This window comes from Neptunomonas sp. XY-337, assembly GCF_004959845.1.
GTDB classification, from domain to species: Bacteria; Pseudomonadota; Gammaproteobacteria; order Pseudomonadales; family Balneatricaceae; genus Neptunomonas; species Neptunomonas marina.
Map to the genome: position 1 here is coordinate 1 of NZ_SPLL01000002.1, position 23,542 is coordinate 23,542.

25 protein-coding genes and 1 rRNA gene are annotated in these 23,542 nt (G+C 49.1%); 24 read left to right on the forward strand and 2 right to left on the reverse strand.

The annotated features are described in order from the left end of the window. Positions 1–112, forward strand: a 5S ribosomal RNA gene (gene rrf / locus E4L36_RS03650); the annotation flags it as partial. A gap of 164 nt (positions 113–276) precedes the next feature. Further along, positions 277–531, forward strand: coding sequence for a succinate dehydrogenase assembly factor 2 (locus E4L36_RS03655; RefSeq protein WP_136679277.1), 255 nt, complete (start codon positions 277–279; stop codon positions 529–531). 407 nt (positions 532–938) lie between these two features. On the opposite strand, the gene nadB is transcribed toward E4L36_RS03655, so the two are convergent. After that, complete coding sequence (gene nadB, locus E4L36_RS03660; RefSeq protein WP_127694356.1) at positions 939–2,528, reverse strand: L-aspartate oxidase; 1,590 nt, start codon at positions 2,526–2,528, stop codon at positions 939–941. 221 nt (positions 2,529–2,749) lie between these two features. Between nadB and rpoE the strand changes: the two genes are divergently transcribed. The 12 genes from rpoE (at position 2,750) to acpS (ending at position 12,730) form a co-directional block, all read left to right on the forward strand. Then, positions 2,750–3,337: an RNA polymerase sigma factor RpoE gene (gene rpoE, locus E4L36_RS03665; RefSeq protein ID WP_136679278.1), complete on the forward strand. Its 588-nt coding sequence runs from the start codon at positions 2,750–2,752 to the stop codon at positions 3,335–3,337. Between the two features lie 39 nt (positions 3,338–3,376). Further along, positions 3,377–4,237 carry a MucB/RseB C-terminal domain-containing protein gene (locus E4L36_RS03670; protein ID WP_136679279.1) on the forward strand — a complete coding sequence of 287 codons (861 nt, stop codon included), beginning with the start codon at positions 3,377–3,379 and terminating at the stop codon, positions 4,235–4,237. Position 4,238: 1 nt separating this feature from the next. Continuing rightward, entirely contained in the window at positions 4,239–4,685 is a 447-nt protein-coding gene (locus E4L36_RS03675; RefSeq protein WP_136679280.1) for a SoxR reducing system RseC family protein, read from the forward strand. Between the two features lie 25 nt (positions 4,686–4,710). Continuing rightward, the gene (locus tag E4L36_RS03680; RefSeq protein ID WP_136679281.1) at positions 4,711–6,120 is read left to right on the forward strand and encodes a DegQ family serine endoprotease; all 1,410 of its coding nucleotides are present in this window, start codon (positions 4,711–4,713) and stop codon (positions 6,118–6,120) included. Between the two features lie 132 nt (positions 6,121–6,252). Further along, the gene (gene lepA / locus E4L36_RS03685; RefSeq protein WP_136679282.1) at positions 6,253–8,052 is read left to right on the forward strand and encodes a translation elongation factor 4; all 1,800 of its coding nucleotides are present in this window, start codon (positions 6,253–6,255) and stop codon (positions 8,050–8,052) included. A 9-nt stretch (positions 8,053–8,061) separates the two neighbouring features. Further along, on the forward strand, positions 8,062–8,874 hold the full coding sequence (lepB, locus tag E4L36_RS03690; RefSeq protein WP_136679283.1) for a signal peptidase I: 813 nt from the start codon (positions 8,062–8,064) through the stop codon (positions 8,872–8,874). A gap of 15 nt (positions 8,875–8,889) precedes the next feature. Further along, a complete protein-coding gene (locus E4L36_RS03695; protein ID WP_240656972.1) occupies positions 8,890–9,258 on the forward strand; it encodes a DUF4845 domain-containing protein in 369 nt (122 codons plus the stop codon). After that, positions 9,255–9,935, forward strand: a complete 681-nt coding sequence (gene rnc / locus E4L36_RS03700; protein WP_136679284.1) for a ribonuclease III — start codon at positions 9,255–9,257, stop codon at positions 9,933–9,935. The genes E4L36_RS03695 and rnc overlap by 4 nt, the downstream gene beginning before the upstream one ends. Further along, positions 9,932–10,864, forward strand: a complete 933-nt coding sequence (era, locus tag E4L36_RS03705) for a GTPase Era (protein WP_136679285.1) — start codon at positions 9,932–9,934, stop codon at positions 10,862–10,864. The genes rnc and era overlap by 4 nt, the downstream gene beginning before the upstream one ends. Beyond that, positions 10,861–11,562, forward strand: coding sequence for a DNA repair protein RecO (gene recO, locus E4L36_RS03710; RefSeq protein ID WP_136679286.1), 702 nt, complete (start codon positions 10,861–10,863; stop codon positions 11,560–11,562). Before era ends, recO begins: the two co-directional genes overlap by 4 nt. 14 nt (positions 11,563–11,576) lie before the next feature. Next, positions 11,577–12,347 carry a pyridoxine 5'-phosphate synthase gene (pdxJ, locus tag E4L36_RS03715; protein ID WP_206064521.1) on the forward strand — a complete coding sequence of 257 codons (771 nt, stop codon included), beginning with the start codon at positions 11,577–11,579 and terminating at the stop codon, positions 12,345–12,347. Then, the gene (gene acpS, locus E4L36_RS03720) at positions 12,344–12,730 is read left to right on the forward strand and encodes a holo-ACP synthase (RefSeq protein ID WP_136679288.1); all 387 of its coding nucleotides are present in this window, start codon (positions 12,344–12,346) and stop codon (positions 12,728–12,730) included. Before pdxJ ends, acpS begins: the two co-directional genes overlap by 4 nt. On the opposite strand, the gene E4L36_RS03725 is transcribed toward acpS, so the two are convergent. Beyond that, positions 12,727–13,218, reverse strand: a complete 492-nt coding sequence (locus E4L36_RS03725; protein WP_136679289.1) for a MarR family transcriptional regulator — start codon at positions 13,216–13,218, stop codon at positions 12,727–12,729. The genes acpS and E4L36_RS03725 overlap by 4 nt on opposite strands. A gap of 148 nt (positions 13,219–13,366) precedes the next feature. Here E4L36_RS03725 and E4L36_RS03730 point away from each other — a divergent pair, with 148 nt between their 5' ends. The 10 genes from E4L36_RS03730 (at position 13,367) to mazG (ending at position 23,542) form a co-directional block, all read left to right on the forward strand. Next, positions 13,367–14,362, forward strand: a complete 996-nt coding sequence (locus E4L36_RS03730) for an ABC transporter substrate-binding protein (RefSeq protein ID WP_136679290.1) — start codon at positions 13,367–13,369, stop codon at positions 14,360–14,362. Between the two features lie 64 nt (positions 14,363–14,426). After that, positions 14,427–15,326 carry a proline/glycine betaine ABC transporter permease gene (locus tag E4L36_RS03735; RefSeq protein ID WP_136679291.1) on the forward strand — a complete coding sequence of 300 codons (900 nt, stop codon included), beginning with the start codon at positions 14,427–14,429 and terminating at the stop codon, positions 15,324–15,326. After that, complete coding sequence (locus tag E4L36_RS03740) at positions 15,319–16,527, forward strand: glycine betaine/L-proline ABC transporter ATP-binding protein (RefSeq protein WP_136679292.1); 1,209 nt, start codon at positions 15,319–15,321, stop codon at positions 16,525–16,527. Before E4L36_RS03735 ends, E4L36_RS03740 begins: the two co-directional genes overlap by 8 nt. Before the next feature lie 19 nt (positions 16,528–16,546). Beyond that, positions 16,547–17,029 carry a redoxin domain-containing protein gene (locus E4L36_RS03745; protein WP_169051459.1) on the forward strand — a complete coding sequence of 161 codons (483 nt, stop codon included), beginning with the start codon at positions 16,547–16,549 and terminating at the stop codon, positions 17,027–17,029. Between the two features lie 2 nt (positions 17,030–17,031). Beyond that, complete coding sequence (locus E4L36_RS03750) at positions 17,032–17,388, forward strand: 4a-hydroxytetrahydrobiopterin dehydratase (protein WP_136679294.1); 357 nt, start codon at positions 17,032–17,034, stop codon at positions 17,386–17,388. A gap of 50 nt (positions 17,389–17,438) precedes the next feature. After that, complete coding sequence (locus E4L36_RS03755) at positions 17,439–18,128, forward strand: fused MFS/spermidine synthase (RefSeq protein ID WP_206064502.1); 690 nt, start codon at positions 17,439–17,441, stop codon at positions 18,126–18,128. A 125-nt stretch (positions 18,129–18,253) separates the two neighbouring features. After that, positions 18,254–18,637 carry a hypothetical protein gene (locus tag E4L36_RS03760; protein WP_136679295.1) on the forward strand — a complete coding sequence of 128 codons (384 nt, stop codon included), beginning with the start codon at positions 18,254–18,256 and terminating at the stop codon, positions 18,635–18,637. A gap of 681 nt (positions 18,638–19,318) precedes the next feature. Further along, complete coding sequence (cysM, locus tag E4L36_RS03770; protein WP_136679296.1) at positions 19,319–20,218, forward strand: cysteine synthase CysM; 900 nt, start codon at positions 19,319–19,321, stop codon at positions 20,216–20,218. Positions 20,219–20,459: 241 nt separating this feature from the next. Beyond that, the gene (relA, locus tag E4L36_RS03775; RefSeq protein ID WP_136679297.1) at positions 20,460–22,733 is read left to right on the forward strand and encodes a GTP diphosphokinase; all 2,274 of its coding nucleotides are present in this window, start codon (positions 20,460–20,462) and stop codon (positions 22,731–22,733) included. Further along, positions 22,730–23,542: a nucleoside triphosphate pyrophosphohydrolase gene (gene mazG, locus E4L36_RS03780; protein ID WP_136679298.1), complete on the forward strand. Its 813-nt coding sequence runs from the start codon at positions 22,730–22,732 to the stop codon at positions 23,540–23,542. The genes relA and mazG overlap by 4 nt, the downstream gene beginning before the upstream one ends.

Below are 23,542 nucleotides of genomic sequence, written 5' to 3' on the forward strand. Positions count from 1 at the left end.
GCGACCATAGCGAGTTGGACCCACCTGATCCCATCCCGAACTCAGAAGTGAAACGATTTAGCGCCGATGGTAGTGTGGGGTTTCCCCATGTGAGAGTAGGACATCGCCAAGCTTTTAATTAGGAAGCCCTGATCGGTTACGGTCAGGGCTTTTTACTGTGTGCAGTGAAAAATAAAAGATGATAGCTGCTATCTGAACCGTAAGTTGAGTTCACTCGTACTTTCAGAGCTAATCAAATTATTGTTTAATAGTCGCACATCATTTAAGGACACAAAAATGTATACAGAAGAAGATATTAGAAAACTTGCTTGGCAAAGCCGCCGCGGAATGCTGGAGCTTGATGTGCTTTTTGTACCTTTTGTAAACGAAGCTTTTCGAGACTTAAATATCGATGACCAAAAGCGTTTTGTTGACCTGTTGGCGTGCGAAGATCAAGACCTTTTCGTATGGCTTATGGAGAGGGAAGTGCCTGAGAATCCAGACCATAAACGTATCGTTCGTATTATACTTGATCGTGTTCAACCCCATTGATGCGAATTTAAAGCCCTCCAGCTTTCTTGCCAATGCGCAAGCAGGGATACTTATAGTGGTATCCTTGCTTGTATTGTTTAGCTCTTTTGATTCGTCAATTAAATTGCGGCTCGCACTACTTCTCTGGGCTTTTAGTTACGCTTGTGTAGAACGACAACGTTATGTGCGCTTTATTTGGCACTTAGATCGTCACAAGCTAGCTCTTCACAGTGTTGAAGGGGGCTCTCAAGATATCAAACAGATCTACGCAGTAGCGCTTCGTCCATGGAGTGTCACGTTTTACTTGAAAACTGCGGAAGGAAGGCGATGTGAGCTACCTATCTATTTCGACTCAACATCCAGCCACCTTTATCGACGTATTCGAATAGCCGCACGAATCGGCTCTTTATCTCTAGGCTCGAAACCTGCTATGTCCAATCAAAGTTGATCGGTACCAGAATTGTATCTCTTGCCTCAGCCGCAAGGTTAGGGTGATCAATCGTGTAATGTAAGCCTCTGCTCTCTTTGCGCAGTGCGGCAGACCGAATAATTAGCTCGGATACTAGTGCAAGGTTTCTTAGCTCGAGAAGGTCTTTGCTAACCTTATAGTTTGAATAGTACTCGGTAATCTCTGATTGCAGCAGATCAACGCGATGCTGGGCTCGTTGAAGGCGCTTCTTGCTTCTGACGATGCCGACATAGTCCCACATGAAGCGTCTTAGCTCATCCCAATTGTGTGAGATGATAACATCTTCATCCGAGTCGGTTACTTGCGACTCATCCCAAGTTGGGATCGTCAAAGAGGCCTCTAGGGCACCTAGCTCTTGATGAATAGCATCCGCTGCGGCAGTGGCATAAACAACGCATTCGAGCAGAGAGTTCGAAGCGAGGCGGTTTGCGCCATGCAGGCCGGTAAACGCAGTTTCTCCTATTGCATAAAGGCCTTTAAGATCCGTTTGTCCTGCGCTATTACTTACAACCCCTCCACATGTATAGTGGGCTGCGGGCACAACCGGTATTGGTTCTTTGGTGATATCGATCCCTAGCGCAAGACACTTTTCATAGATAGTTGGGAAGTGTTCGACTAGAAAGGACTTTGGCTTATGCGAGATATCTAGGTAAACGCAGTCGCATCCTAAGCGTTTCATTTCATGATCAATAGCTCGAGCGACGATATCACGAGGGGCTAACTCTGCGCGATCATCGAAGTTCTGCATAAATCGCTCGCCGTTGGGCAGAAGTAGTTTTCCTCCCTCGCCACGTACCGCTTCCGTGATTAGAAACGAGCCTGCATCTGGGTGGTAAAGGCAGGTCGGATGAAACTGATTAAACTCCATATTTGCAACACGGCAGCCCGCACGCCAAGCCATCGCGATCCCATCGCCACTGGCTCCATCTGAGTTGCTAGTGTAAAGATATGCCTTTGATGCGCCTCCTGTTGCTAACACAACGTTCGGTGCTTGAAAGGTCTCAACGTGCCCGGTCAGGGTGTTTAATACATAGGCGCCGACGCATCGGTTATTTGCAAGTTTTAGCTTACGCCGAGTGATTAGGTCGATCGCGGTGTAGTGCTCAAATAAGGTGATGTTTGGGTGATGTTGTGCCTTATCCACAAGCGTTTCTTGAATTGCTTTTCCGGTGGCATCGGCTGCGTGAATAATTCTGCGGTGGGAGTGGCCTCCCTCTTTGGTCAAGTGGTAGAGCTCTTGTTCTTTCGTAAACGGAACGCCTTGCTCAATAAGCCAATTGATCGCGTCGGGCCCATGCTCTACGGTAAAGGCCACCGCGTCGGGGTTGCTCAAGCGTCCGCCTGCAACCAGCGTATCATTCACGTGGTTATTGAAGGTGTCTTCCGGTGTCAGAACGGCAGCTACCCCTCCTTGAGCCAGCCAAGTTGACCCGCTCGTTAAGTAGCCTTTACTCAACACTGCAACGCGTGCTTTGTCCGCTAGCTTGAGCGCAGTTGTTAATCCTGCTGCGCCACTGCCAATGATCAAAACGTCATATTCGTGCGTCATATTCACTCCATTACTATTTACCCTGACCATATTATGCCCATTAACAACCCGCTGGGGCAGAAATTTCTCTTTAAATTAAGGAACTAAAGTTGAAATTCGCCATCTGAAAAACCACATAAATAGACGGGCAAAAGCGAAATTGGAGGCTCGTCTGGCGCGAACGCTTCATAAACGCTGCTCAATGTCATATAAAAAGGTTTTGGTATTTTTAAGGATTGGTGGTGTCCAACGAGAATCAAGCAGAGATAGACCAGCAGTTGGTTAAGCGAGTACAGGCCGGAGACAAGCGTGCTTTCGATCTGTTAGTGGGCAAATATCAACATAAGATCATCGGGTTGGTAAGCCGGTATGTATATGACCAACATGAAGCTATGGATATTGCTCAAGAGGCTTTTATCAAAGCGTATCGTGCGCTTCCTAGGTTTCGCGGAGACAGTGCTTTTTATACATGGCTTTATCGAATCGCGATTAACACCGCGAAAAATCACCTAGTCTCCCGCAGCCGTAGGCCTCCTGATGTGGATGTAGATGCCAGTGATGCGGAATATTTTGATGGCGATAATAACGAATTAAGGGAACTCGAGAACCCTGAGAATAGTCTATTTCGTGACGAGTTAAATAATACGGTTAAGCGCGCGTTGGATCAGCTTCCAGAAGATTTGCGAGCTGCTTTGACATTGCGTGAGTTCGAAGGAATGAGCTATGAAGATATCGCGACGGTGATGGATTGTCCTGTTGGTACAGTTAGATCGCGAATTTTCCGTGCTAGGGAAGCAATTGATAAAGAGATAGCACCGTTAATCAACTGATGCTGTCCGTAAAACTGATGTGTAACTGAGGGTAAGGTAATGCACGAGGAGTCTTTTGAGTCGCTATCTGCGACGATGGATGGAGAAGCTACGCCTTTTGAAGCACGCCGCGTTGTTGAGCGTTGTGCAAACGAGCAACAGCTGGCCGACAAATGGCAACGCTACCATTTAGCTCAGCAGGCTCTTCAGGGAGCAGATGTAGCGCCAATTGCTGATCGCGCCAGCTTTGTTGCGAATATCTCTGCCGCTATTGATGCTGAGCCAGCATATCATGAGGAACAGGTAGACGAGCTGATTAGTGAGGCGAATGAATCAACAGCTAAAACATGGTGGAAGCCGTTTGCGAGTATGGCTATGGCTGCATCGGTTACCGCCGTCGTTATCTTAGGCGGGCAAGCTTACAATGCGAATGATGGCTCTGCCAGCTCGCAATTTCAGCAGGCCTACACGATTCCAAGCGTTCAAGGCTCTAGTGATGTGGTGCGTACACAGTATGGCGCGACCTATTCGGGTTTAAACCAAAAGAATATCAGCGTTGGGTCTGAGCCCGAAGTTCTGCGCTTGTCCCAAGGCTTGAGTCGTTACATCGACCAACATCAGCATTTGCTCGAGAAAGCGGATCAGCCAGAGTGGGAAACCTTGTGGATGCCGGAAGGTTTTACTCGTGTGAAGCACGAAGTACTGCCTTACTCTGAAGTGATGCTGTATAGCAACGGTAAAAATACGATCTCCGTTAGCGTTGAGCCACTAGGACGCCAAGCTGCACCAGAGGGTGTGACACAAGCGCAAAGCTATGTGGCTGTGGGTAAACGCAAATCTGACTGTTTCGTGACTGTTGTCGGCGATGTTCCACTCATGATCGCTGATCGAATTGCATCATCTGTTAAGTCTGTCCACTAAGATGATCGAAGAGACAGCTGAAGTCGTAGGCATTGAAGGAGAGCAGGTTGTAGTGAGGTCTGCTCGGACTTCTGCCTGTGCTCAGTGCCATGCGAGTGCTTCTTGTGGGCAAAAGTCGATCGCCGAGTGGGCGAGTTCTAAGTGGGTAGATGTGCCAGTGATCAACCCAGACCAAAAAGCTGTTCGGATTGGCGATAAAGTCGTTGTTGGTATCGAAGAGGGCCGGTTCGTTTTAGCTTCCGCCTTGGTTTATTTGATGCCCCTCGTTCTTATGATGGCATTTGCCCTCACAGGTTTTACCGTGGGGTTAGACGAGGCTGGCTTAATAGGTTTGTCTATGGCTGGTCTTTTAGTTGGTTTTGTCATTAACCGCGTGTTGAACCAACGCGAAAGTACCTCAGCTCATCAGTACCAGCCGGTACTTCTTAGAGTTTATCAAGCAAAGTAGCTACAAGTTGTAGGGATTGAGAGCGATGAAACGTTTAATTTCCACTTTATGTGTCTCCGTCACGTTAATGTTAGCCCCAAGCGTTCAGGCTGATTTGCCAGATTTTACTGGGTTGGTGAAAGATACTGCGCCATCCGTTGTTAATATCAGTACCGTGCAAAGCGCGCCCAGCCGCGGAGGGCTTGAGTTTCGCACGCCCGATGGCGAAGAAATTCCAGAAATCTTCCGCCACTTTTTCCGTATTCCCGAGCAGTTTGGTGACGGTGGTGGGCAGCGCAAAACGCCACAGTCGTTGGGGTCTGGCTTCGTCATCAGTTCTGATGGCTATATCTTGACGAATCACCATGTCATTAAAGGGGCTGAGCAGGTGATTGTCCGTCTAAACGATCGCCGCGAATTAGAAGCTGAAGTGGTTGGGTCTGATGAGCGCTCTGATGTTGCGCTGCTTAAAATTGATGCCAACAATTTACCGGCAGTTGATATTGGTGACTCTAGCGAATTAGAGCAAGGCGAGTGGGTACTGGCGATTGGTTCACCGTTTGGTTTTGATCACACGGTGACTTCCGGCATCGTGAGTGCGACTGGGCGTGCGTTAGCGAACGAAAATTATGTACCTTTTATCCAGACAGATGTGGCTATCAACCCTGGTAACTCCGGCGGCCCGTTGTTTAATTTGGATGGTGAGGTTGTGGGTATAAACTCGCAAATCTATACGCGCTCAGGCGGCTTTATGGGGTTATCCTTTGCGATCCCTATTGACGTGGCTATGGGTGTTGCCGAGCAGCTAAAGTCTGATGGGTATGTGAGCCGCGGTTGGCTGGGTGTCGTTATTCAAGAAGTGAATAAGGACTTGGCTGAGTCATTCGGGCTGGATAAGCCTGCGGGTGCGCTCGTAGCGAAGGTGCTACCGAATAGCCCCGCAGAAGCAGCAGGTTTTAGAGAAGGCGATATTATCCAACGCTTCAATGGCAAACCGATTGTATTGTCTTCTGATCTGCCGCATCAGGTAGGGCGCTTATCCCCAGGCTCGAAAGTGAATGTAGAGTTGGTTCGCTCTGGAGAAACTCGTCGCTTGAAAGTCGAGTTGGGGCTACTTCCTGGTACGAATGAGCAGGCAAGGGCGGAGTCCAGCGGGTCTGTTGCGCCGTCGGGTAATCGTTTGAATATCGTTGTGGCGGATTTGACCGATGAGCAGAAGGACAAATGGAATGTCCGTGATGGCGTTGTGATTCAGCGCGTTATGTCGGGTGCAGGTTCTGCAGCGGGGTTAGTGTCAGGTGATGTGATCACGATGCTTAACGGCGAGCGTGTCGAGTCGGCACATCAGTTTGCCAGTTTGGTGAGAGACTTGCCGGCGAACCGATCTGTTCCGATGCGGATCGTGCGCAGAGGTAGTCCGCTGTTTATCCCGCTGCGATTGAGTAGCAAGAACTAAACGAATTTACTAACACCCCGCTCAGGGGTGTTTTTCTTTATGGTTAGATAGCCGTTACCCCCCAAATAGGCTAGAATTGCGCGTCCTTGCGTGTTGCATTTTCCCAGTTCCAACGTCGAGATTTTAATCGCTGTGAGTAACCTTAAGCATATTCGTAACTTTTCCATCATTGCCCACATTGACCATGGTAAGTCGACGTTGGCCGATCGCTTTATTCAAACTTGCGGAGGCCTATCTGATCGCGAAATGGCTGCGCAAGTACTGGACTCAATGGAACTGGAACGAGAGCGCGGCATCACTATTAAAGCGCAGAGCGTGACGCTCAACTACAAAGCCAAAGATGGTGAAACGTATCAGCTGAACTTTATCGATACACCGGGGCACGTTGACTTCTCCTATGAAGTGTCGCGTTCACTCTCTGCTTGTGAGGGTGCCTTGCTGGTTGTCGATGCAGCACAGGGTGTTGAAGCTCAGTCCGTAGCAAACTGTTATACCGCCATTGAGCAAGGCCTTGAGGTGCTGCCGGTCTTGAACAAAATGGATCTACCGCAAGCTGAACCGGATCGAGTTAGAGTGGAGATCGAAGAGGTGATCGGTATTGATGCAACGGAGGCTGTCGCGTGTTCTGCTAAGAGCGGCTTAGGTATCGAAGACGTATTGGAGTCCTTAGTTAACACGATCCCGGCGCCTGAGGGGGATGTCGATGCACCGTTGCAAGCTTTGATCATCGATTCTTGGTTCGATAACTACCTAGGTGTCGTCTCGCTGGTGCGGGTGAAAGAGGGCACGCTACGCAAAAAAGATAAGATTTTGGTGAAGTCGACGGGGCAGACTCATTTAGTTGACTCAGCGGGTATTTTCACACCTAAGCGTACCGAAACCGGTATTTTGCAAGCGGGTGAAGTGGGCTTCGTTGTGGCCGGTATCAAAGATATCCACGGAGCACCTGTCGGCGATACGCTTACGCACGCCAAAACGCCAGAGGTCGAGAGCTTACCTGGTTTCCAGAAGGTTCAGCCGCAAGTATATGCGGGACTTTTCCCAACCAGCTCAGATGACTATGAAGACTTCCGTGAAGCGCTAGATAAGCTGACGTTGAATGATGCTTCACTGTTCTTCGAGCCAGAAACCTCTGATGCGCTTGGCTTTGGCTTCCGCTGTGGTTTCCTTGGCATGTTACATATGGAGATCATTCAAGAACGTTTAGAGCGTGAGTATGATCTGGATCTGATTACAACAGCACCAACCGTTATTTACGAGATTGAGTTAAACAACGGTGACGTCGTTTATATCGATAGTCCATCAAAACTGCCTGATCCAGCACGCATTAAAGAGATGCGCGAGCCAATTGTTCAGGCCAATATTCTGGTCCCTAACGACTATCTTGGCCAAGTCATTGGCTTGTGTGTTGAGAAGCGTGGCATCCAGAAAAATATGCAGTTTGTTGGGCAGCAGGTTCAAGTCACCTATGAGCTACCTATGGCTGAAGTTGTGCTCGACTTCTTTGATCGTTTGAAGTCGGTTAGCCGAGGCTATGCGTCATTGGAGTATAACTTCATCCGTTTCGACCCGGCATCGCTAGTACGCATGGATATTTTGATCAACAGTGATCGCGTTGATGCTCTGGCGGTGATTTTGCACCGTGATAATGCGCAATATCGTGGCCGCTTGTTGTGTGAAAAGATGAAAGAGCTTATTCCGCGTCAGATGTTCGATGTTGCCATTCAGGCGGCGCTAGGCGGTAAAGTTATTGCGCGAACAACGGTGAAAGCACTGCGTAAAAACGTGACAGCAAAATGTTACGGCGGTGATGTTAGCCGTAAGAAGAAACTGCTGCAGAAGCAAAAAGAGGGTAAGAAGCGTATGAAGCAAGTGGGTAGCGTTGAGATCCCACAAGATGCGTTCCTTGCCGTACTCAAAGTAGATAGTTAAGGAAGAACGATGAACTTCGATTTTGCATTGGTGCTTGTTGCCGGCACATTTATTACCGGTATTGCGTGGTTAGTCGATAAAGTACTATTCGAAAAAGCGCGTAACGCACGTGTCAGTGCAGCAGAGGCCGCCGCTGGCGGTGAACTGCCGACCGATGCAAAAGAAGCTGTAGCGCAAATGCCATGGTGGGCTGACTTTTCCCGTTCTATGTTCCCTGTTTTGGCAGTGGTGCTAGTGGTGCGCTCTTTCTTGATCGAGCCGTTTCAGATCCCTTCTGGCTCGATGCTACCAACGCTGAAGATCGGCGATTTTATCTTGGTTAATAAGTTTCATTATGGCTTGCGGGTGCCGGTGCTGAACAGCAAATTTGTTGAGATGAATGAACCAGAGCGCGGGGATGTTGTTGTATTCAAGTTCCCGCAAAATCCATCGATCAACTTTATTAAGCGCGTTGTTGGTCTACCGGGCGATGTGATTCGTTACCAGAACAAAACACTCTATGTGAATGGCGAAGCGCAGTCTAAAGAGCTGCTGGCGAAGCTGCCGCCACGTAATCCGCAGCAGTTGCTATTCAATGAAAGTTTGGGCGAAGTACAACATGAAATCTATAATGATGTACAGGCCCCTAACCGTGTAGGTCAGTGGACAGTCCCAGAAGGAAAGTACTTTGTTGTGGGTGATAACCGCGATAACAGTAACGATAGCCGCTATTGGGGCTACGTACCTGATGAGTTACTGGTCGGTAAAGCGTTCGCTATATGGATGCATTGGCCGGAACTACTGAGTATTCCTGATCTGACGGTGGCGAAAAAGATTCAATAAATGGAGTAGAGCGTTGTGAAGAACAGAGAAGTTGGTGCGTCGCTATTAAGCATGTTAATTGTACTCTTGATGGCAGGAACGCTGTTCGCGATTGCGTTTAAACTGCATCAACCTTATCTTGATCATCGCACGATTGACTCTATCTTGCAGGGTATCATTCAAGAGCCCGATCAAATCAGTCAGTCGCCACGTGAGATCCGCTCTACCATCGCAAAACGTTTCCTGATTAATCAGATCGATATGTTGCCGCGTGAGTCATTGGAAATCACCAAAAAGCGTGGTGACATCACCATTAATGTTAACTATGAAGTGCGTCTGCCAATGTTTCATAACGTTGATGCAGTCGTTAGCTTTTCAGAATCCTACGAAGCTGTATTACCTTGATAAAACCTGCTCCTGACTTAGCCAAGCGTATTGGATACGCATTTAAAGATATTTCTCATTGTGAGTTAGCGTTAACCCACCGAAGCTGCGGTAAACGCAATAACGAACGCTTAGAGTTCCTCGGTGATTCCATTGTGAATATGGTGATCGCAGATGACCTATACGAACGCTTCCCTGAAGCACGAGAGGGGCAGTTAAGCCGCCTGCGTGCGCGTATGGTTAAGGGGGAAACGCTGGCTGAAATCGCTCGGGAGCTGAAGTTAGGAGATTACCTAAAATTAGGTCCAGGTGAGCTCAAAAGCGGCGGTTTTCGACGTGACTCGATTCTGGCTGATGCCGTAGAGGCTGTGATTGGTGCCATCTATCAAGACAGTGATTTGGAGACGGTAAGAGGCTTCATTCTGAGTTGGTTCGCTGAGCGTCTAGAAAATCTTGATATTGACGAAGCACTTAAAGACTCGAAAACGCGTTTACAAGAGTATTTGCAGTCGCGCCGCCATGCGTTGCCACAATATGAGCTTACCCACGTCGAAGGTGAGGCGCATGCGCAAACTTTTTACATTCTATGTCATATTGAGCCGTTGGCTGAGCCCACCAAAGGGGTGGGTAGTAGCCGTCGTCAAGCAGAGCAGGAAGCTGCAAAGGCGGCTTTAGCGCTGATGGAGGTCTCGAAATGAGCGAAGATATGCAAAGTTGGTTACTGCCGAAAGAAGAAGGCGACCAAAAATGTGGCTTTGTTGCGATCGTTGGCCGCCCTAACATGGGTAAATCCACGCTGATGAATCGCATCTTAGGACAGAAGCTCAGCATTACTTCACGGAAGCCGCAAACGACCCGTCATCAGATTATGGGTATCCATACTGAGGGCGATACACAGATTATCTTTGTTGATACGCCGGGTTTGCACAAAGAGAAAGATAAGGCCTTGAACCGCTACATGAACAAGGCGGCCTCTGAGGCGCTGCGCGGTGTTGATTTGGTGCTGTTTCTAGTCGACCGCACGGCTTGGACAGAAGAGGATCAGATCGTCCTTGAAAAAGTTAAGCATGCCGCATGCCCAGTGATTTTGGTGGTCAACAAGGTAGATCAGCTAGATGATAAGTCGACGCTACTTCCGCAGCTTGAAGTGCTCTCCTCGAAAATGGCCTTTACGGATATTGTTCCGATCTCTGCGAAGTTAGGGACAAACATTGAGCAGTTGCAGGGCTTGGTTGAAAAGCATATTCCTACCGGCTTTCACCATTTTCCAGAGGATCAGCTAACCGACAAAAGCTCTCGCTTTATGGTGGCAGAGATTGTCCGTGAAAAACTGATGCGTAACGTGGGAGACGAAGTACCTTATGGTGCTACGGTGGAGATTGAAGAATTTACTCACGATGGTCGGCTGTTGACCATTAGCGCACTTATCCTTGTCGAGAGAGATGGTCAGAAGAAGATCGTTATCGGTAACAAGGGTGACCGTATGAAGACCATTGGCCGTGATGCGCGTAAAGACATCGAACAGCTCTTTGATTGTAAAGTGATGTTGAATCTTTGGGTAAAAGTGCGTCGCGGTTGGGCGGATGATGAGCGTGCTTTGCGTAGTCTTGGGTACAATCACGAATGACGACCAGCAGCCGAGTTCAGGCTCAAGCTGCATTTGTTCTGCATACCCGTCCTTATCTTGAAACCAGTGCTATTGTTGAGCTGTTAACGCTTGAGCATGGTCGTGTGGCTGCTGTTGCAAAAGGGATGCGCCGCCCGAGTTCTCGCTTGAAGGGCGTATTACAGCCCTTTGTGCCGTTGCAAGTGGACTGGCGTGGCAAGCAAGAGCTTAAAACGCTGGGTTCTGCAGAGCCAGTGGGGGTTTGCGGGTTGCTGTCAGGGCCTGTGTTAATGTGCGGGCTTTATGTTAATGAACTGGTCCAGCGTTTATTGCCCCCTCTAGATCCACACCCTAAGCTCTATGTTTACTATCAGTACGTGATGAATGCGCTGCGCGGCGCCGAAGACATTGAAGGTGCGCTGAGGACTTTTGAGCATCAACTGCTTAAAGAGATCGGGTATGGCTTTGATTTACGTACAGTTACATCATCTCAACTCTATCTATTCGAGCCGTCTGAGAACCAATTCAGGGTTGTTGTGAATCCAGCAAAACCGTTATGGGGACGCTGTTTTCACGGTGATGACCTACTGGCCATTGAGCAAGATTGCTATGATACAGCAGCACAGCTTCAAGCGGCTAAGCGGCTAATGCGCTTGGCACTTGACCAGCAACTGGGCGAGCGCCCCTTGCAGAGCCGGCTTCTATTTAAAAGATCATAAAGGAAAGTACTGTGATAGATCCGAAACGATTACTGTTAGGCGTCAATATTGATCATATCGCTACCATTCGTCAGGCGCGTGGCACACGTTATCCCGACACCGTACAGGCTGCAGCGATGGCGGAAGAAGCAGGTGCTGATGGTATTACTGTTCATCTGCGTGAAGATCGCCGCCATATTCAGGATCGAGATATCTATCTACTGAGTCAGACTTTGCAAACACGCATGAACTTTGAGATGGCCGTTACTGACGAGATGGTGGGTATTGCGTGTGATGTGAAACCGGCGCACTGCTGTTTGGTACCGGAAAAGCGCGAGGAACTCACGACCGAAGGTGGACTTGATGTTGTGGGCCGGTTGGAGAAGGTAAAAGCGGCAACGGCACAGCTGGCAAACGCAGGTATTGAAGTCTCTTTGTTCATCGACCCTGACCGTGCGCAAATCGATGCAACTATCGCTTGTGGCGCGCCAGTGATTGAGCTGCATACCGGCGCATATGCTGAAGCCGAAACCAGCGATGAGCAGCAAGCTGAGTTAGAGCGCATTCAAGATGCAGCTCGTTATGCGTTTGAAAAAGGACTGGTCGTGAATGCGGGACATGGCTTGCACTACCATAATGTTGAGCCGATTGCTGAGATCCCTGAAGTGAACGAGCTGAATATCGGCCATGGGATTATCGCACGGGCGCTATTTGTGGGCCTTAAAGAGGCCGTGAGTGAGATGCGTCAGCTGATTATAGAGACTCAAACTCGTGTGCAAGCCCAGCGGGACGCCATTCGCCAATGATTGTTGGCGTTGGCACGGATATGCTGCAGATCGCGCGCGCGGCTGCAGCACTCGAACGGACGCCTAAAATATCGCAGCGTATTTTGCGCCCAGCAGAGTACGAGCAGTTTTTGCACAAAGCCGATGCGGTGCGTTTTTTCGCAAAGCGGTTTGCAGCCAAAGAAGCCATTGTTAAAGCGCTCGGTTCTGGGATTGGTAATGGGGTGGGTTGGCAGCATATTGAAATATCGCATGATGCATTGGGGCGGCCATGCGTACAGCTGTTCGATGGTGCTCAGGCTTATGCGGAGCGCGCGCATATCTCAAACATTCATCTCTCTTATACAGACGAGCAAGACTGGGTGGTTGCGTTTGCTGTTGCTGAACGCAGCACTAATACTTAGCTACTTTGTTCCTTAGTTGGGTTTGCGATATCCAAAAGTGGCGCGGCATCCAACTCCTCTGCATCCATCATCGTGGCAACGCGCTGCATTGATGACAATAGCTGGGTTTTCTCCCAATCATCCAAACTCTCAAAGCGTTCGATAAAGCGCTCGTGCAATAACGGGGGGGCGGTGTTGAGAATTTCACGCCCAGCCTCTGTCAGGCGGGCATTAACGATACGCCGGTCTTGTGTGCTACGTACCCGCTCAACCAGCTGGCGATCCTCCAAACGGTTCAAGATGGTGGTAACGGTTGCTTGGCTTAACGAAACATCACTAGAAATTTTACGTACCGTAACATCTCCTAAATTCTCAATGGCTCGTAGCACCATCACTTGTGGAATCGTTAGACCACAAGACTTTGAGATACGCTTGGATTGTAGGTCAGTCGCACGAATTATTCGCCTTAGTGCAATGAGCACATCTTGCCAGTAAGGAGCAGGCTGCATAGTGGTCTCTTGGTTTAATTATCACGTAGAACGATTCATATTCTACGAAATGATACTCACGTTGAATAGGGTAAATTAGTTTGAGTTCTAATGATTAGAGATGTAAGGTATAAGGGATAATAACTATTAATCTAGGAAGGTAAATTATATGAAGCGTAGTTTCGCTGTAGCGTCACTGGTATTGGTATCAAGCTTCGCGCAAGCGAATGACTGTGGAAAAGTCACTATTGCCGATATGAACTGGAGTTCTGCAAGTCTTATCGCCAATATTGACCGTTTTATCCTCGAGGAAGGCTTCGGTTGCCGCGCTGAGCTTGTACCGGGCGATACCATGCCAACAAGTACCTCAATGATCGAAAAGAATGAGCCTGATATTGCTCCGGAGATGTGGAGTAATGCGGTGAAAGAGATCCTTGATAAAGCCGTTGCTGACAAGCGTTTGCGTTATGCTGGTCACTCGCTTTCTGATGGCGGTGAGGAAGGTTTCTGGGTTCCGCAATATATGGTGGAAAAATACCCAGAGATGGCAAAGATCGACGGTGTGGTGAAACATGCCAAGCTATTTGAAAACCCTGAAGATCCAAGTACATCGGCGTTTTTCGGTTGCCCTGCAGGCTGGAACTGCCAGATATCAAGCGGCAACCTCTTTAACGCACTCAAGTTAGGCGATGCTGGTTTTGAGCTGATTGATCCAGGTTCTGGTGCGGGCCTTGCTGGCTCAATTGCAAAAGCATATGAACGCCAAGAGCCGTGGTTTGGTTATTACTGGGCACCTACGGCTGTGCTAGGTAAGTACAAAATGGTGAAAGTTGACTTTGGTTCAGGTATCGACGAAGAGGAGTATGTGAACTGTACGACTCAAGAGACATGCCAAAACCCTAAAACCACGATGTATCCACCATCAGTTGTACAGACCGTAGTGACGGAAACGTTCGCAGCGAAAAGCCCTGCCGCGTATAGCTACCTCGCTAAGCGTGCTTTCACCAATGAGCAGATGAATACGCTACTTGCATGGATGGAAGAGAACCAAGCCGATGGCGACATCGCGATGGAGCACTTCTTGACGAACTACCGTGATACCTGGGAAAAATGGGTTTCACAAGATGTGGCTAACAAAGTAAATAGTGCGCTCGAAAATCTATAATCTCTTGGCAGGTCCCCATTCGCGGGGCCTGCGCGTCTTTCTGCTCTAAAAGAGGTACTCACCTATGGCGGACTCGTCATGGTTAACAAAATTCCCTCAAATGGATCGTTCTGACTTATTGGCGATCCGTAAATCTCTAGACTCTGCCTATCGTGACTTCTCCCGCGAGTATGGCGATGTTATTGAGTCTTTCTTTGATCCGTTACTGACCTTCTTGGTTTGGTTTGAAAAACTGCTGCTATCGACGCCTTGGTGGTTGATGATTGCAATCATCGTCGGCCTTGTTTTCGCCGCGAGCCGCTCTTGGAAACTGTGCGCGGGTGTCTTGGTTTCGTTCTTGTTGATCGGCTATTTCGGTATGTGGAATGACACCATGCGAACGATGAGTATCATCACCGTGTGTACGCTGGTGGCCATTGGGTTGGGCATACCTATTGGAATTTTGATGGCCCGCTCAGATCGGGCGCAGAATATTATCACCCCCATGCTGGATGTCATGCAGACGATGCCGGCCTTTGTTTATCTGATACCTGTGGTGATGCTATTGGGTATCGGCAAGATTCCCGGCGTGATCGCCGTTGTAATTTACGCGATACCGCCAGTGATTCGTTTGACTAACCTAGGGATTCGATTGGTCGATAGAGAAGTCCTCGAGGCTGCTACCGCGTATGGTGCTAATGCACGTCAACGTTTGTTAGGAGTACAGTTACCGTTGGCGCTACCAACGATAATGGCCGGTATCAACCAAACGATTATGATGGCCCTTTCGATGGTGGTTATTGCGTCAATGATTGGGGTGAAGGGGTTGGGCCAACCGGTACTGAAATCCATCACTAACCAATATTTTACTGTCGGGTTGCTCAATGGTTTAGCGATTGTCGCGTTGGCGATTATGTTTGACCGTGTTTCACAGTCGTATGCGAAGCGTACACAGCGTCATATGGAAGGTGTACAGAATGGCTGAGCCTCTGATTCAAATTGAAAACCTTTATAAAGTATTTGGCAAAGACCCTGCGTCTGTGATGCCGTTGGTGCACAAAGGTCAATCAAAGGACGATATTCTGGCTGAAACCGGCCACACCCTTGGTTTGAAGAATATCAACCTGACCATCAATAAGGGCGAGATCTTCGTCATCATGGGGTTATCCGGCTCTGGTAAGTCGACGATGATCCGCCACTTTAATCGTTTGATCGAGCCAACAGAAGGTGTTATCCGAGTTGAAAATACGGATGTGATGAAGCTCTCGGCTAAAGAGCTTGAGCAATTTAGGCGCCATAAAATGTCGATGGTTTTCCAGCGGTTTGGTCTTATGCCGCATCGCACGGTACTTGATAACGTAGCCTATGGTTTGTCGATTCAAGGTGTTGATAAAGCCGAGCGCAACGGAAAAGCGCGTGAGTGGCTTGAAACGGTTGGTCTGGCTGGATACGAAGAGCAGTACCCAGCGCAGTTGTCAGGCGGACAGCAGCAGCGGGTGGGCTTGGCGCGAGCACTCTGCACCGATGCTGAAATTCTCCTGATGGATGAGGCGTTCTCCGCGCTTGATCCGCTGATCCGCAGTGAGATGCAGGATCAATTGATTCAGCTTCAGGAGCAGTTGCACAAAACGATTATCTTTATCACGCATGACTTGGATGAGGCGCTGCGGATTGGTGATCGTATCGCTATTTTGAAAGACGGAGAGATGGTGCAGCAAGGCACACCGGACGAAATTCTACTCAACCCTGCGACTGGCTATGTCGAAGCCTTTGTTAAAGATGTTAACCGTGCCCGAGCACTGACGGTTGAAACGGTGATGAAGCCGCCAGCGAGGCGAATTACCGCTGATACAATCGGAGAAGCACTGGAGCAGATGAAGCGTATTAGAGGCGATTATGCTTACTATGTTTCTGACGACGGCTATCAAGGTGTCGTTACCCAGCAAGCGCTGGAGGATGCAAATAGCGAAACGCCATTCGAAGAGGTTGTCGAAGCTATTCCGCATGTTGCTCCGGATGCTATTTTGGAGTCTGTTATCCCTGAAACGCTCGAATCACAGTACTCGTTGCCGGTTGTTGACGAAGAGGGTGAACTGAAAGGGGAACTTTCTCGTCGTAGTTTGGCCGAAGTGCTGGGCGATGCTGAAAGCCAAACAGTGGCTGAGAGCAACGACAACAGAGGTTAACACAGACGGAGAAGGTCGCTTGAAACGCATAATACGTTGGGGAGGAGAGTTTCTCCTCCTCGCTTTGGTTGTGGTTGGTATTATGTTTTGGCAAGAGCGAAACTTATTAGCCAGTGAAAGCGCTTCTCCCAATTTCCAGCTCCCCAACTTAACGACAAATGTTCCAGAGCCTCTCTATCAAACCGGCGAGCGCACATTAGTCTATTTCTTTGCGCCTTGGTGCTCGATCTGTCGCGTCAGCATGGGTAACCTCAATACTCTTGATGGCGGCTATCAGGTGAAAGCGGTTGCCCTGAGCTACCAGAGTGTTGATGAGGTGGCCGAATTTATCGAAGATCTCGATGTGACTGCCCCCGTTCTGTTAGGACATGATGATGTTATGCGCCGCTTTAACATCAGCGCGTTTCCAACCTATTATGTGATTGACGAACAAGGGCTCATAGCAAGCAAAAGCATGGGCTATAGTAGTGAGATTGGTTTGAAACTCAGAGCAGGGGGCTAAAGATGAGCTTAGAACATAAAACATGTGAAGCATGCCGCGCCGATGCACCCCGTGTCGAGGGTGATGCGTTGTTACATTATCTAGAGCAGGTCCCGCAATGGACGCTCATTGATGAAAGCACCGAAGCAAAGATCAGCCGTGTCTACACTTTTGCTGACTTTGCGACAGCTTGGTCTTTTGTCGATAAAGTGGCCGCGCTTGCTGAAGCTGAAGACCACCATCCCAAGTTGATACTGGAGTGGGGAAAAGTTGAGGTTTGCTGGTGGACGCATAAGATCACCGGCTTACATCAGAATGACTTTATCTGCGCTGCCAAAACTGATCGAATCTTTGCTCAAAGTACTGATACCGAATCGTGATTCCTGGCAAAGAGATTCACCGAAGTTATGATCACTTTGGGGCGGTCCGGGTGCATGATGACGGCCAAAAGCGTTATCTCTCATTTGGCGCGGTGGATGAGCAAAGCTGTGTTCTGAAAAGCGAGCCGATGGTTCCGCAGCATGAGTACACCCGTATTATGCTACTTGTGCTGTTGTGGTCTAAGCCTAAGCGGGTACTCAGTTTAGGCTTGGGGGCCGGGGCTCTTAATACCTGCTTGCACCATGCATTACCTGCTGCTAAGCAAGAGGCTGTGGAGATTCGTCCCGCTGTAGTGGAAGCGGCTTATCGCTATTTCCAACTTCCAAGAGGTAAGCGGCTGGTTGTACACACGCAAGATGCGGTGGCGTTTGTCGAGGCAGACTTATCGCAACGCTATGATGTGATCTTCTCTGATATCTACGAGGAGTCTGGCGTCAACGAAGACCAGCTTTCGCACGCTTATATTGAAGGGTGCCTCAATAAATTGAAGCCTCAAGGTTGGTTGGTGCTGAACTGTTGGCGAGAGCATCAAAGTGAAGCGCTATTATCCTATCTTCAGAATCGTTGCCCAGACGTACGCAGCTGTATCACGCAAAGCGGAAACTGGGTCGTGTTCGCTGGCCTATCTAAAACGATTGAAACCCAAAAAGGGTTGCAGGTGGCCGCTAAAGCTTTAACACCACAGCTGGGTTTTTCCCTTCAAGGTTATCTGCGTAAGTTACAGCTCCATTGCCACTAATACACCTTTGTCGGCAAAGCACTACGTTTGTAGAACTTGCGCCTAGCTAGCTTTTGGGATGCTCTAAATTAGCGATTATTGCTATTGTGTCAACTCAAGCTTTTGTAACAGGGAATGGACAGACCATGTTAGCTAACAAAGGACGTTTTGGGGTTTATCTAAGCCTTTTAATATTGGTAGGTTGCCAAGTTGCGCCGAATCACCAAGATCTAATGGCGCCAGTCAGTGCGGCCGAACTAAGTGATGTGCTGACCAAAGAGCCAACATTTACGTGGCGGACGAAGCGGATTAGCGGCGTGAGTCACTTTTATCAAGGTGGCGCACTATTGGTAAACTGGGGCAAGGGTGATATCCAAGGGACGTGGAACTTTCGTGATGATGCGCTTTGCCTTTGGTATGACGTGAAGCCCCCCCATACCGAACGGTGCTATCAACTTTATCGCGATGAAGGGGGAGAGTATCACCTATTTAGTGACGAACAGTGGCAGGCTAAGGGGGTCTTCCGCTGAGCTGCTTTATATGCGCGCTTTGCCACTAATGATTTTGTAAGCTGGTACGCCCCGAATCATCTGCTCTCTAGCGAATTCAGAACCGCACTCGGGGCATACACAGGGTGTTAGCGTGTAGTCCTTCGCTATACGTGTTTTAAAGCACTTAACTAAACTGCCTTTCCCGCCTTTGTGATATTTAAATAGTGCAGTGCTACATGCTGAGCAGCGCACGACGACTGTTTTGGTCGGCGCTTTTGCGCGAGGTTTAGCCATGGTCTCTCGGTGTTAAATCCACAATGTAAGCGGTTACTTCTGCTCCAAATCTAGAGCTTGTCTCTCAGCTTTAGAGTTTGGCTCCCTCGGTGGTGATGAAAATACAAACCACTGAGACCTATTATTTTATTTTTCACGTAGTGATGACACAGCAACCCATTATTGATGCCGGTAGCACATTGTTGATCTGCGGTGACACGTGCGTGATGATCATCGCTGAGAATATCAACATAGCCATGTGCTGCGCTGAAAAGCACATAGAGCGGTGACCGCTGATCAAATATTAACGCTTGAAGTGAGTACTCGCTATGCACGCTTTTACATTGACTCTACCGGCGTGACTACTTATGATCCAAGCCCTATTCGTTGGAATAAATACCGGTTTTTTTATTCTATTTAGTTTTGTCACTATGACGGAGCCATTTTATGCAAACGCACTTTCCAACCATCGCTGATTATGTTGGAAAAACGCCGCTAGTTCGCCTGCAACGCATCAGCGAGAACACGCGCGGCAACACGATTCTCTGTAAGCTAGAGGGGAACAACCCCGCAGGCTCCGTCAAGGATCGGCCAGCACTCAGTATGATTGAGCGTGCTGAGCTGCGTGGCGCTATCACACCCGGTGACACCTTAATTGAAGCCACATCTGGCAACACTGGTATTGCGCTGGCGATGGCGGCAGCTATCAAAGGCTATCGCATGGTTCTCATCATGCCGGATAACATGAGCATGGAACGTAAGGTTGCGATGACTGCGTACGGCGCAGAACTCGTTACTGTGACGCAAGAGCAGGGGATGGAGTATGCTCGAGACCTAGCGTTAGAGATGGCCGCAAACGGGGAAGGTGTTGTGCTTGATCAGTTTTCCAATCTTGATAACCCTGAGGCGCACTATGTGGGTACTGGGCCAGAGATTTGGGAGCAAACAGATGGAAAAATTACGCATTTTGTCAGTTCCATGGGAACAACCGGGACAATTATGGGTACATCACGCTTCCTGAAAGAGCAAAACCCGGACATCTCGATCGTTGGGCTACAGCCTGAAGATGGTTCTCAAATTCCGGGTATTCGTCGTTGGCCTGAAGAATATCTACCTAAAATCTATGAAGCATCTCGCGTCGACCGCGTATTGGATATTAACCAACACGACGCGGAAACGACAATGCGAACATTAGCAACGCAGGAAGGGATCTTTTGTGGGGTTTCTTCGGGTGGCTCAGTGGCAGGAGCTTTACGGTTAAGTGAAGAGGTTGAGAACGCGGTGATTGTCTGCATCATATGTGATCGCGGTGATCGTTATCTCTCTACCGGCGTCTTTAACCCATAGCGATTACAGATATCGTCTACTTCTCACATCTTACATCAATTAAGCCAGTTTCGCTGCGAGTTTCCTTTAGCTCAAGGGAACTTGCTCGCGCTTGGCAGTCAGAACGACTAGAATAAGTGGCACCGGTAGAACAGTTTATCCAGCGCCAGGAGGGTGCGGTGCCGGTAGCGCTCGAGAAAAATAATAATAGTGATTGGCAAGCAGAGCAGCACAGTCGGATACAGAGGAGTGGCGGTTAGCCATGGTTAAGGTAAGAGAAGATCATCCTGTCCACGAAGATGGCACAGTTGATCTGGATTTATGGTTGTTGCGTCTGCAGCAGCAAGTTGAGATCGAAGATATTGAGCAGGTTCGTCACGCCTGCGAAATAGCCAAGCAGGTATATGACTCAGTCGATTCGAGTGAAGATGCCTGGTCACAGAATAGCATCGGCAGTTATTTGACAGGCCTTGAGATGGCCCAGATCATGGCCGAACTTCAGCAAGATCAAGAGTCGATCGTTGCTGCAATACTTTATCGTAGCGTTCGCGAAGATAAGCTTAAAGTTGATACGGTCCGTAACCAGTTTGGGCACACAATCTGCTCCCTAATAGAGGGTGTTTTACAGATGGCGGCTATTGGTAGCCGTGCTAACCCTCGCTCCGAGCACGACGTACTGAATACGGGAGCGCCGCAGATAGACACTGTGCGGAAAATGCTGGTGGCGATGATCGATGATGTGCGCGTTGCCCTGATTAAGATCGCTGAGCGTACCTGCGCTATTCGTGGCGTGAAAGAGGCATCGCGGCGTAAGCGCTACCTAGTCGCACGCGAAGTGTTCGATATTTATGCCCCGCTTGCTCATCGTCTCGGTATTGGTCATATCAAATGGGAGCTTGAAGACCTCTCTTTCCGTTACCTGAAACCTAACGATTACAAGCACATTGCCAGCTTGCTCGACGAGAAGCGTATCGACCGCCAGCAATATATCGATCAGGTCGTTGAGGTATTGCAGCGTGAGCTAAAAGCACAAAGTATCGAAGCTGATGTTAGTGGCCGCGCTAAGCACATCTATAGCATTTGGCGCAAAATGCAGCGGAAAAACATCGACTTCGCGCAAGTGTACGATGTGCGTGCTGTCCGTATATTGGTGCCTGAAATTCGTGATTGCTACACGGCATTAGGCATCATTCACGGACACTGGAGAAACATTCCTTACGAGTTCGATGACTACATCGCATCTCCTAAGCCAAACGGCTACCGTTCACTGCATACCGCTGTTTTTGGCCCAGAAGGGAAAGTACTTGAAGTGCAGGTCCGCACATTCGATATGCACGAAGAGGCGGAGCTTGGCGTATGTGCCCACCATCTCTATAAGGGTACGGACACGCGCTCAAAGAGCGACGCCTATGAGGATAAAATTGCTTGGTTGCGTCAGGTGCTTGAGTGGCATGAGGACTTGGGCGAGTCAGAAGCATTTGGTGAAATGCTACGCGGTGACGTTGTCCAAGACCGGCTATATGTCTTTACCCCAGATGGACATGTGGTTGATATGCCATTGGGTGCGACTCCGGTGGACTTTGCTTATCGAGTGCACACTGAAATTGGGCATCGCTGCCGTGGTGCGAAGGTTAATGGCCGGATTGTACAGTTGAACCGGCCTTTGAAAACCGGTGATCAGGTGGAGATCTTAACCTCGAAAGAGGCGATGCCGCGCCGAGATTGGCTCAATGCCAACTTGAGCTATGTGACGACATCACGAGCGCGCGCGAAGATTGCCCACTGGTTTAAATTCCAGGATCGAGATAAGAATGAAGATGCCGGCCGACATATTGTCGAGAAGGAGTTCTTGCGTCTAGCAATCGATATTCGTGAGCTTGATCTTGCACGGGTTGCTAAAGAGCTTAACTACCAAAATATCAATGATGCCTTTGCTGCTTTGGGTGCGGGTGATATTCGTTTATCACAGTTCCTCAACGCAGCTCAGCGCCAAGTGGATGCGCCTGAGCAAGATGAGCAGCTTGATTTGGCACTGGCTTCCTCATCTAGCCGCAGAACGGCAAGTACTGAGGATAGTGATATTCGTATCCTTGGGGTCGGAAACGTCCTCACCACGATGGCGAGCTGTTGTAAGCCAGTTCCTGGTGATCCAATCGCTGGTTTTATCACGCAAGGGCGCGGCGTATCGATTCACCGTGAGGATTGCTCTAACTTGGCAACGCTGCGTGACAATGAGCCTCAGCGTATTGTAGCGGTAGACTGGGGTGGCGAGAGCGAAACCACATACCCTGTGGATATTAGCATCGAAGCGTATGATCGTTCAGGCCTGCTGCGTGATGTGATGATGGTGATGGCAAATGAGAACCTGAACATCATATCGGCCAATACGGTAACAGATAAGACAAGTAGCATGGCGCACCTGTCGCTGACGATTGAAGTCTCTCGGCTTGAGCTGTTAGGCCGTATTATGGATAAAGTTAACCAGATTCCGAATGTCCTAGACGTGCATCGTCAACGCAGTGGATTTAAATCATGAGTCAGCCGTATTCAGTCGAGGATCTGCTCTATCTTATGCAGCGTTTGCGCGATCCCAAACATGGGTGCCCGTGGGACCTCAAGCAAGATTTTGCATCGATTGTGCCGCACACCCTTGAAGAGGCTTACGAAGTCGCGGATGCGATAGAGCGCCGCGATTGGCCACATCTTGAAGATGAACTGGGCGACCTTTTGTTTCAGGTGATCTTCTATGCACAGCTCGGTAAAGAGCAGCAATCGTTTGACTTTAGCTCCGTTGTTGACCGACTGGTGAGGAAGCTTGTTCGGCGTCACCCGCATGTCTTCCCCGATGGTGAGCTGCGCACCCCTCCGGGTACCGTGATCTTGAGCGATGAGCAGATCAATGCAAACTGGGAAGCGATCAAACGAGAAGAGCGACAAGAAAAAGCCAGTTTAGGGGTATTAGATGATGTGCCGCTCGGGCTGCCAGCGCTAACCCGTGCTGAAAAACTTCAGAAACGTGCTGCTCAAGTCGGGTTCGACTGGCCGCAAGCCTTGCAAGTGCTGGATAAGATTGAAGAGGAGATCGCTGAGTTACGCGAGGCGATCCACGCAGGTAAACCTGAAGCCATTTTGGATGAGATGGGAGACCTGCTGTTTGCGCAAGTAAACCTTGCACGCCATGCGGGTGTTAAATCAGAAACAGCACTGCGCTCAACCAATCAGAAATTTGAGCGCCGTTTTCATTACATAGAGCAACAGGTAGCAAGTTCAGGTAAAGGCTGGGATAGCTATAGTCTTGAAGAGTTAGATAAATTTTGGGACGAGGCTAAACAGCAAGGGTTATGA

Coding starts and splice junctions, on each gene's coding strand:
- E4L36_RS03655 (WP_136679277.1), top strand. CDS start 277: ATGTATACAGAAGAAGATATTAGAAAACTTGCTTGGCAAAGCCGCCGC.
- nadB (WP_127694356.1), bottom strand. CDS start 2,528: ATGACGCACGAATATGACGTTTTGATCATTGGCAGTGGCGCAGCAGGA.
- E4L36_RS03670 (WP_136679279.1), top strand. CDS start 3,377: ATGCACGAGGAGTCTTTTGAGTCGCTATCTGCGACGATGGATGGAGAA.
- E4L36_RS03675 (WP_136679280.1), top strand. CDS start 4,239: ATGATCGAAGAGACAGCTGAAGTCGTAGGCATTGAAGGAGAGCAGGTT.
- E4L36_RS03680 (WP_136679281.1), top strand. CDS start 4,711: ATGAAACGTTTAATTTCCACTTTATGTGTCTCCGTCACGTTAATGTTA.
- lepB (WP_136679283.1), top strand. CDS start 8,062: ATGAACTTCGATTTTGCATTGGTGCTTGTTGCCGGCACATTTATTACC.
- era (WP_136679285.1), top strand. CDS start 9,932: ATGAGCGAAGATATGCAAAGTTGGTTACTGCCGAAAGAAGAAGGCGAC.
- recO (WP_136679286.1), top strand. CDS start 10,861: ATGACGACCAGCAGCCGAGTTCAGGCTCAAGCTGCATTTGTTCTGCAT.
- acpS (WP_136679288.1), top strand. CDS start 12,344: ATGATTGTTGGCGTTGGCACGGATATGCTGCAGATCGCGCGCGCGGCT.
- E4L36_RS03725 (WP_136679289.1), bottom strand. CDS start 13,218: ATGCAGCCTGCTCCTTACTGGCAAGATGTGCTCATTGCACTAAGGCGA.
- E4L36_RS03730 (WP_136679290.1), top strand. CDS start 13,367: ATGAAGCGTAGTTTCGCTGTAGCGTCACTGGTATTGGTATCAAGCTTC.
- E4L36_RS03735 (WP_136679291.1), top strand. CDS start 14,427: ATGGCGGACTCGTCATGGTTAACAAAATTCCCTCAAATGGATCGTTCT.
- E4L36_RS03740 (WP_136679292.1), top strand. CDS start 15,319: ATGGCTGAGCCTCTGATTCAAATTGAAAACCTTTATAAAGTATTTGGC.
- E4L36_RS03750 (WP_136679294.1), top strand. CDS start 17,032: ATGAGCTTAGAACATAAAACATGTGAAGCATGCCGCGCCGATGCACCC.
- E4L36_RS03760 (WP_136679295.1), top strand. CDS start 18,254: ATGTTAGCTAACAAAGGACGTTTTGGGGTTTATCTAAGCCTTTTAATA.
- cysM (WP_136679296.1), top strand. CDS start 19,319: ATGCAAACGCACTTTCCAACCATCGCTGATTATGTTGGAAAAACGCCG.
- relA (WP_136679297.1), top strand. CDS start 20,460: ATGGTTAAGGTAAGAGAAGATCATCCTGTCCACGAAGATGGCACAGTT.
- mazG (WP_136679298.1), top strand. CDS start 22,730: ATGAGTCAGCCGTATTCAGTCGAGGATCTGCTCTATCTTATGCAGCGT.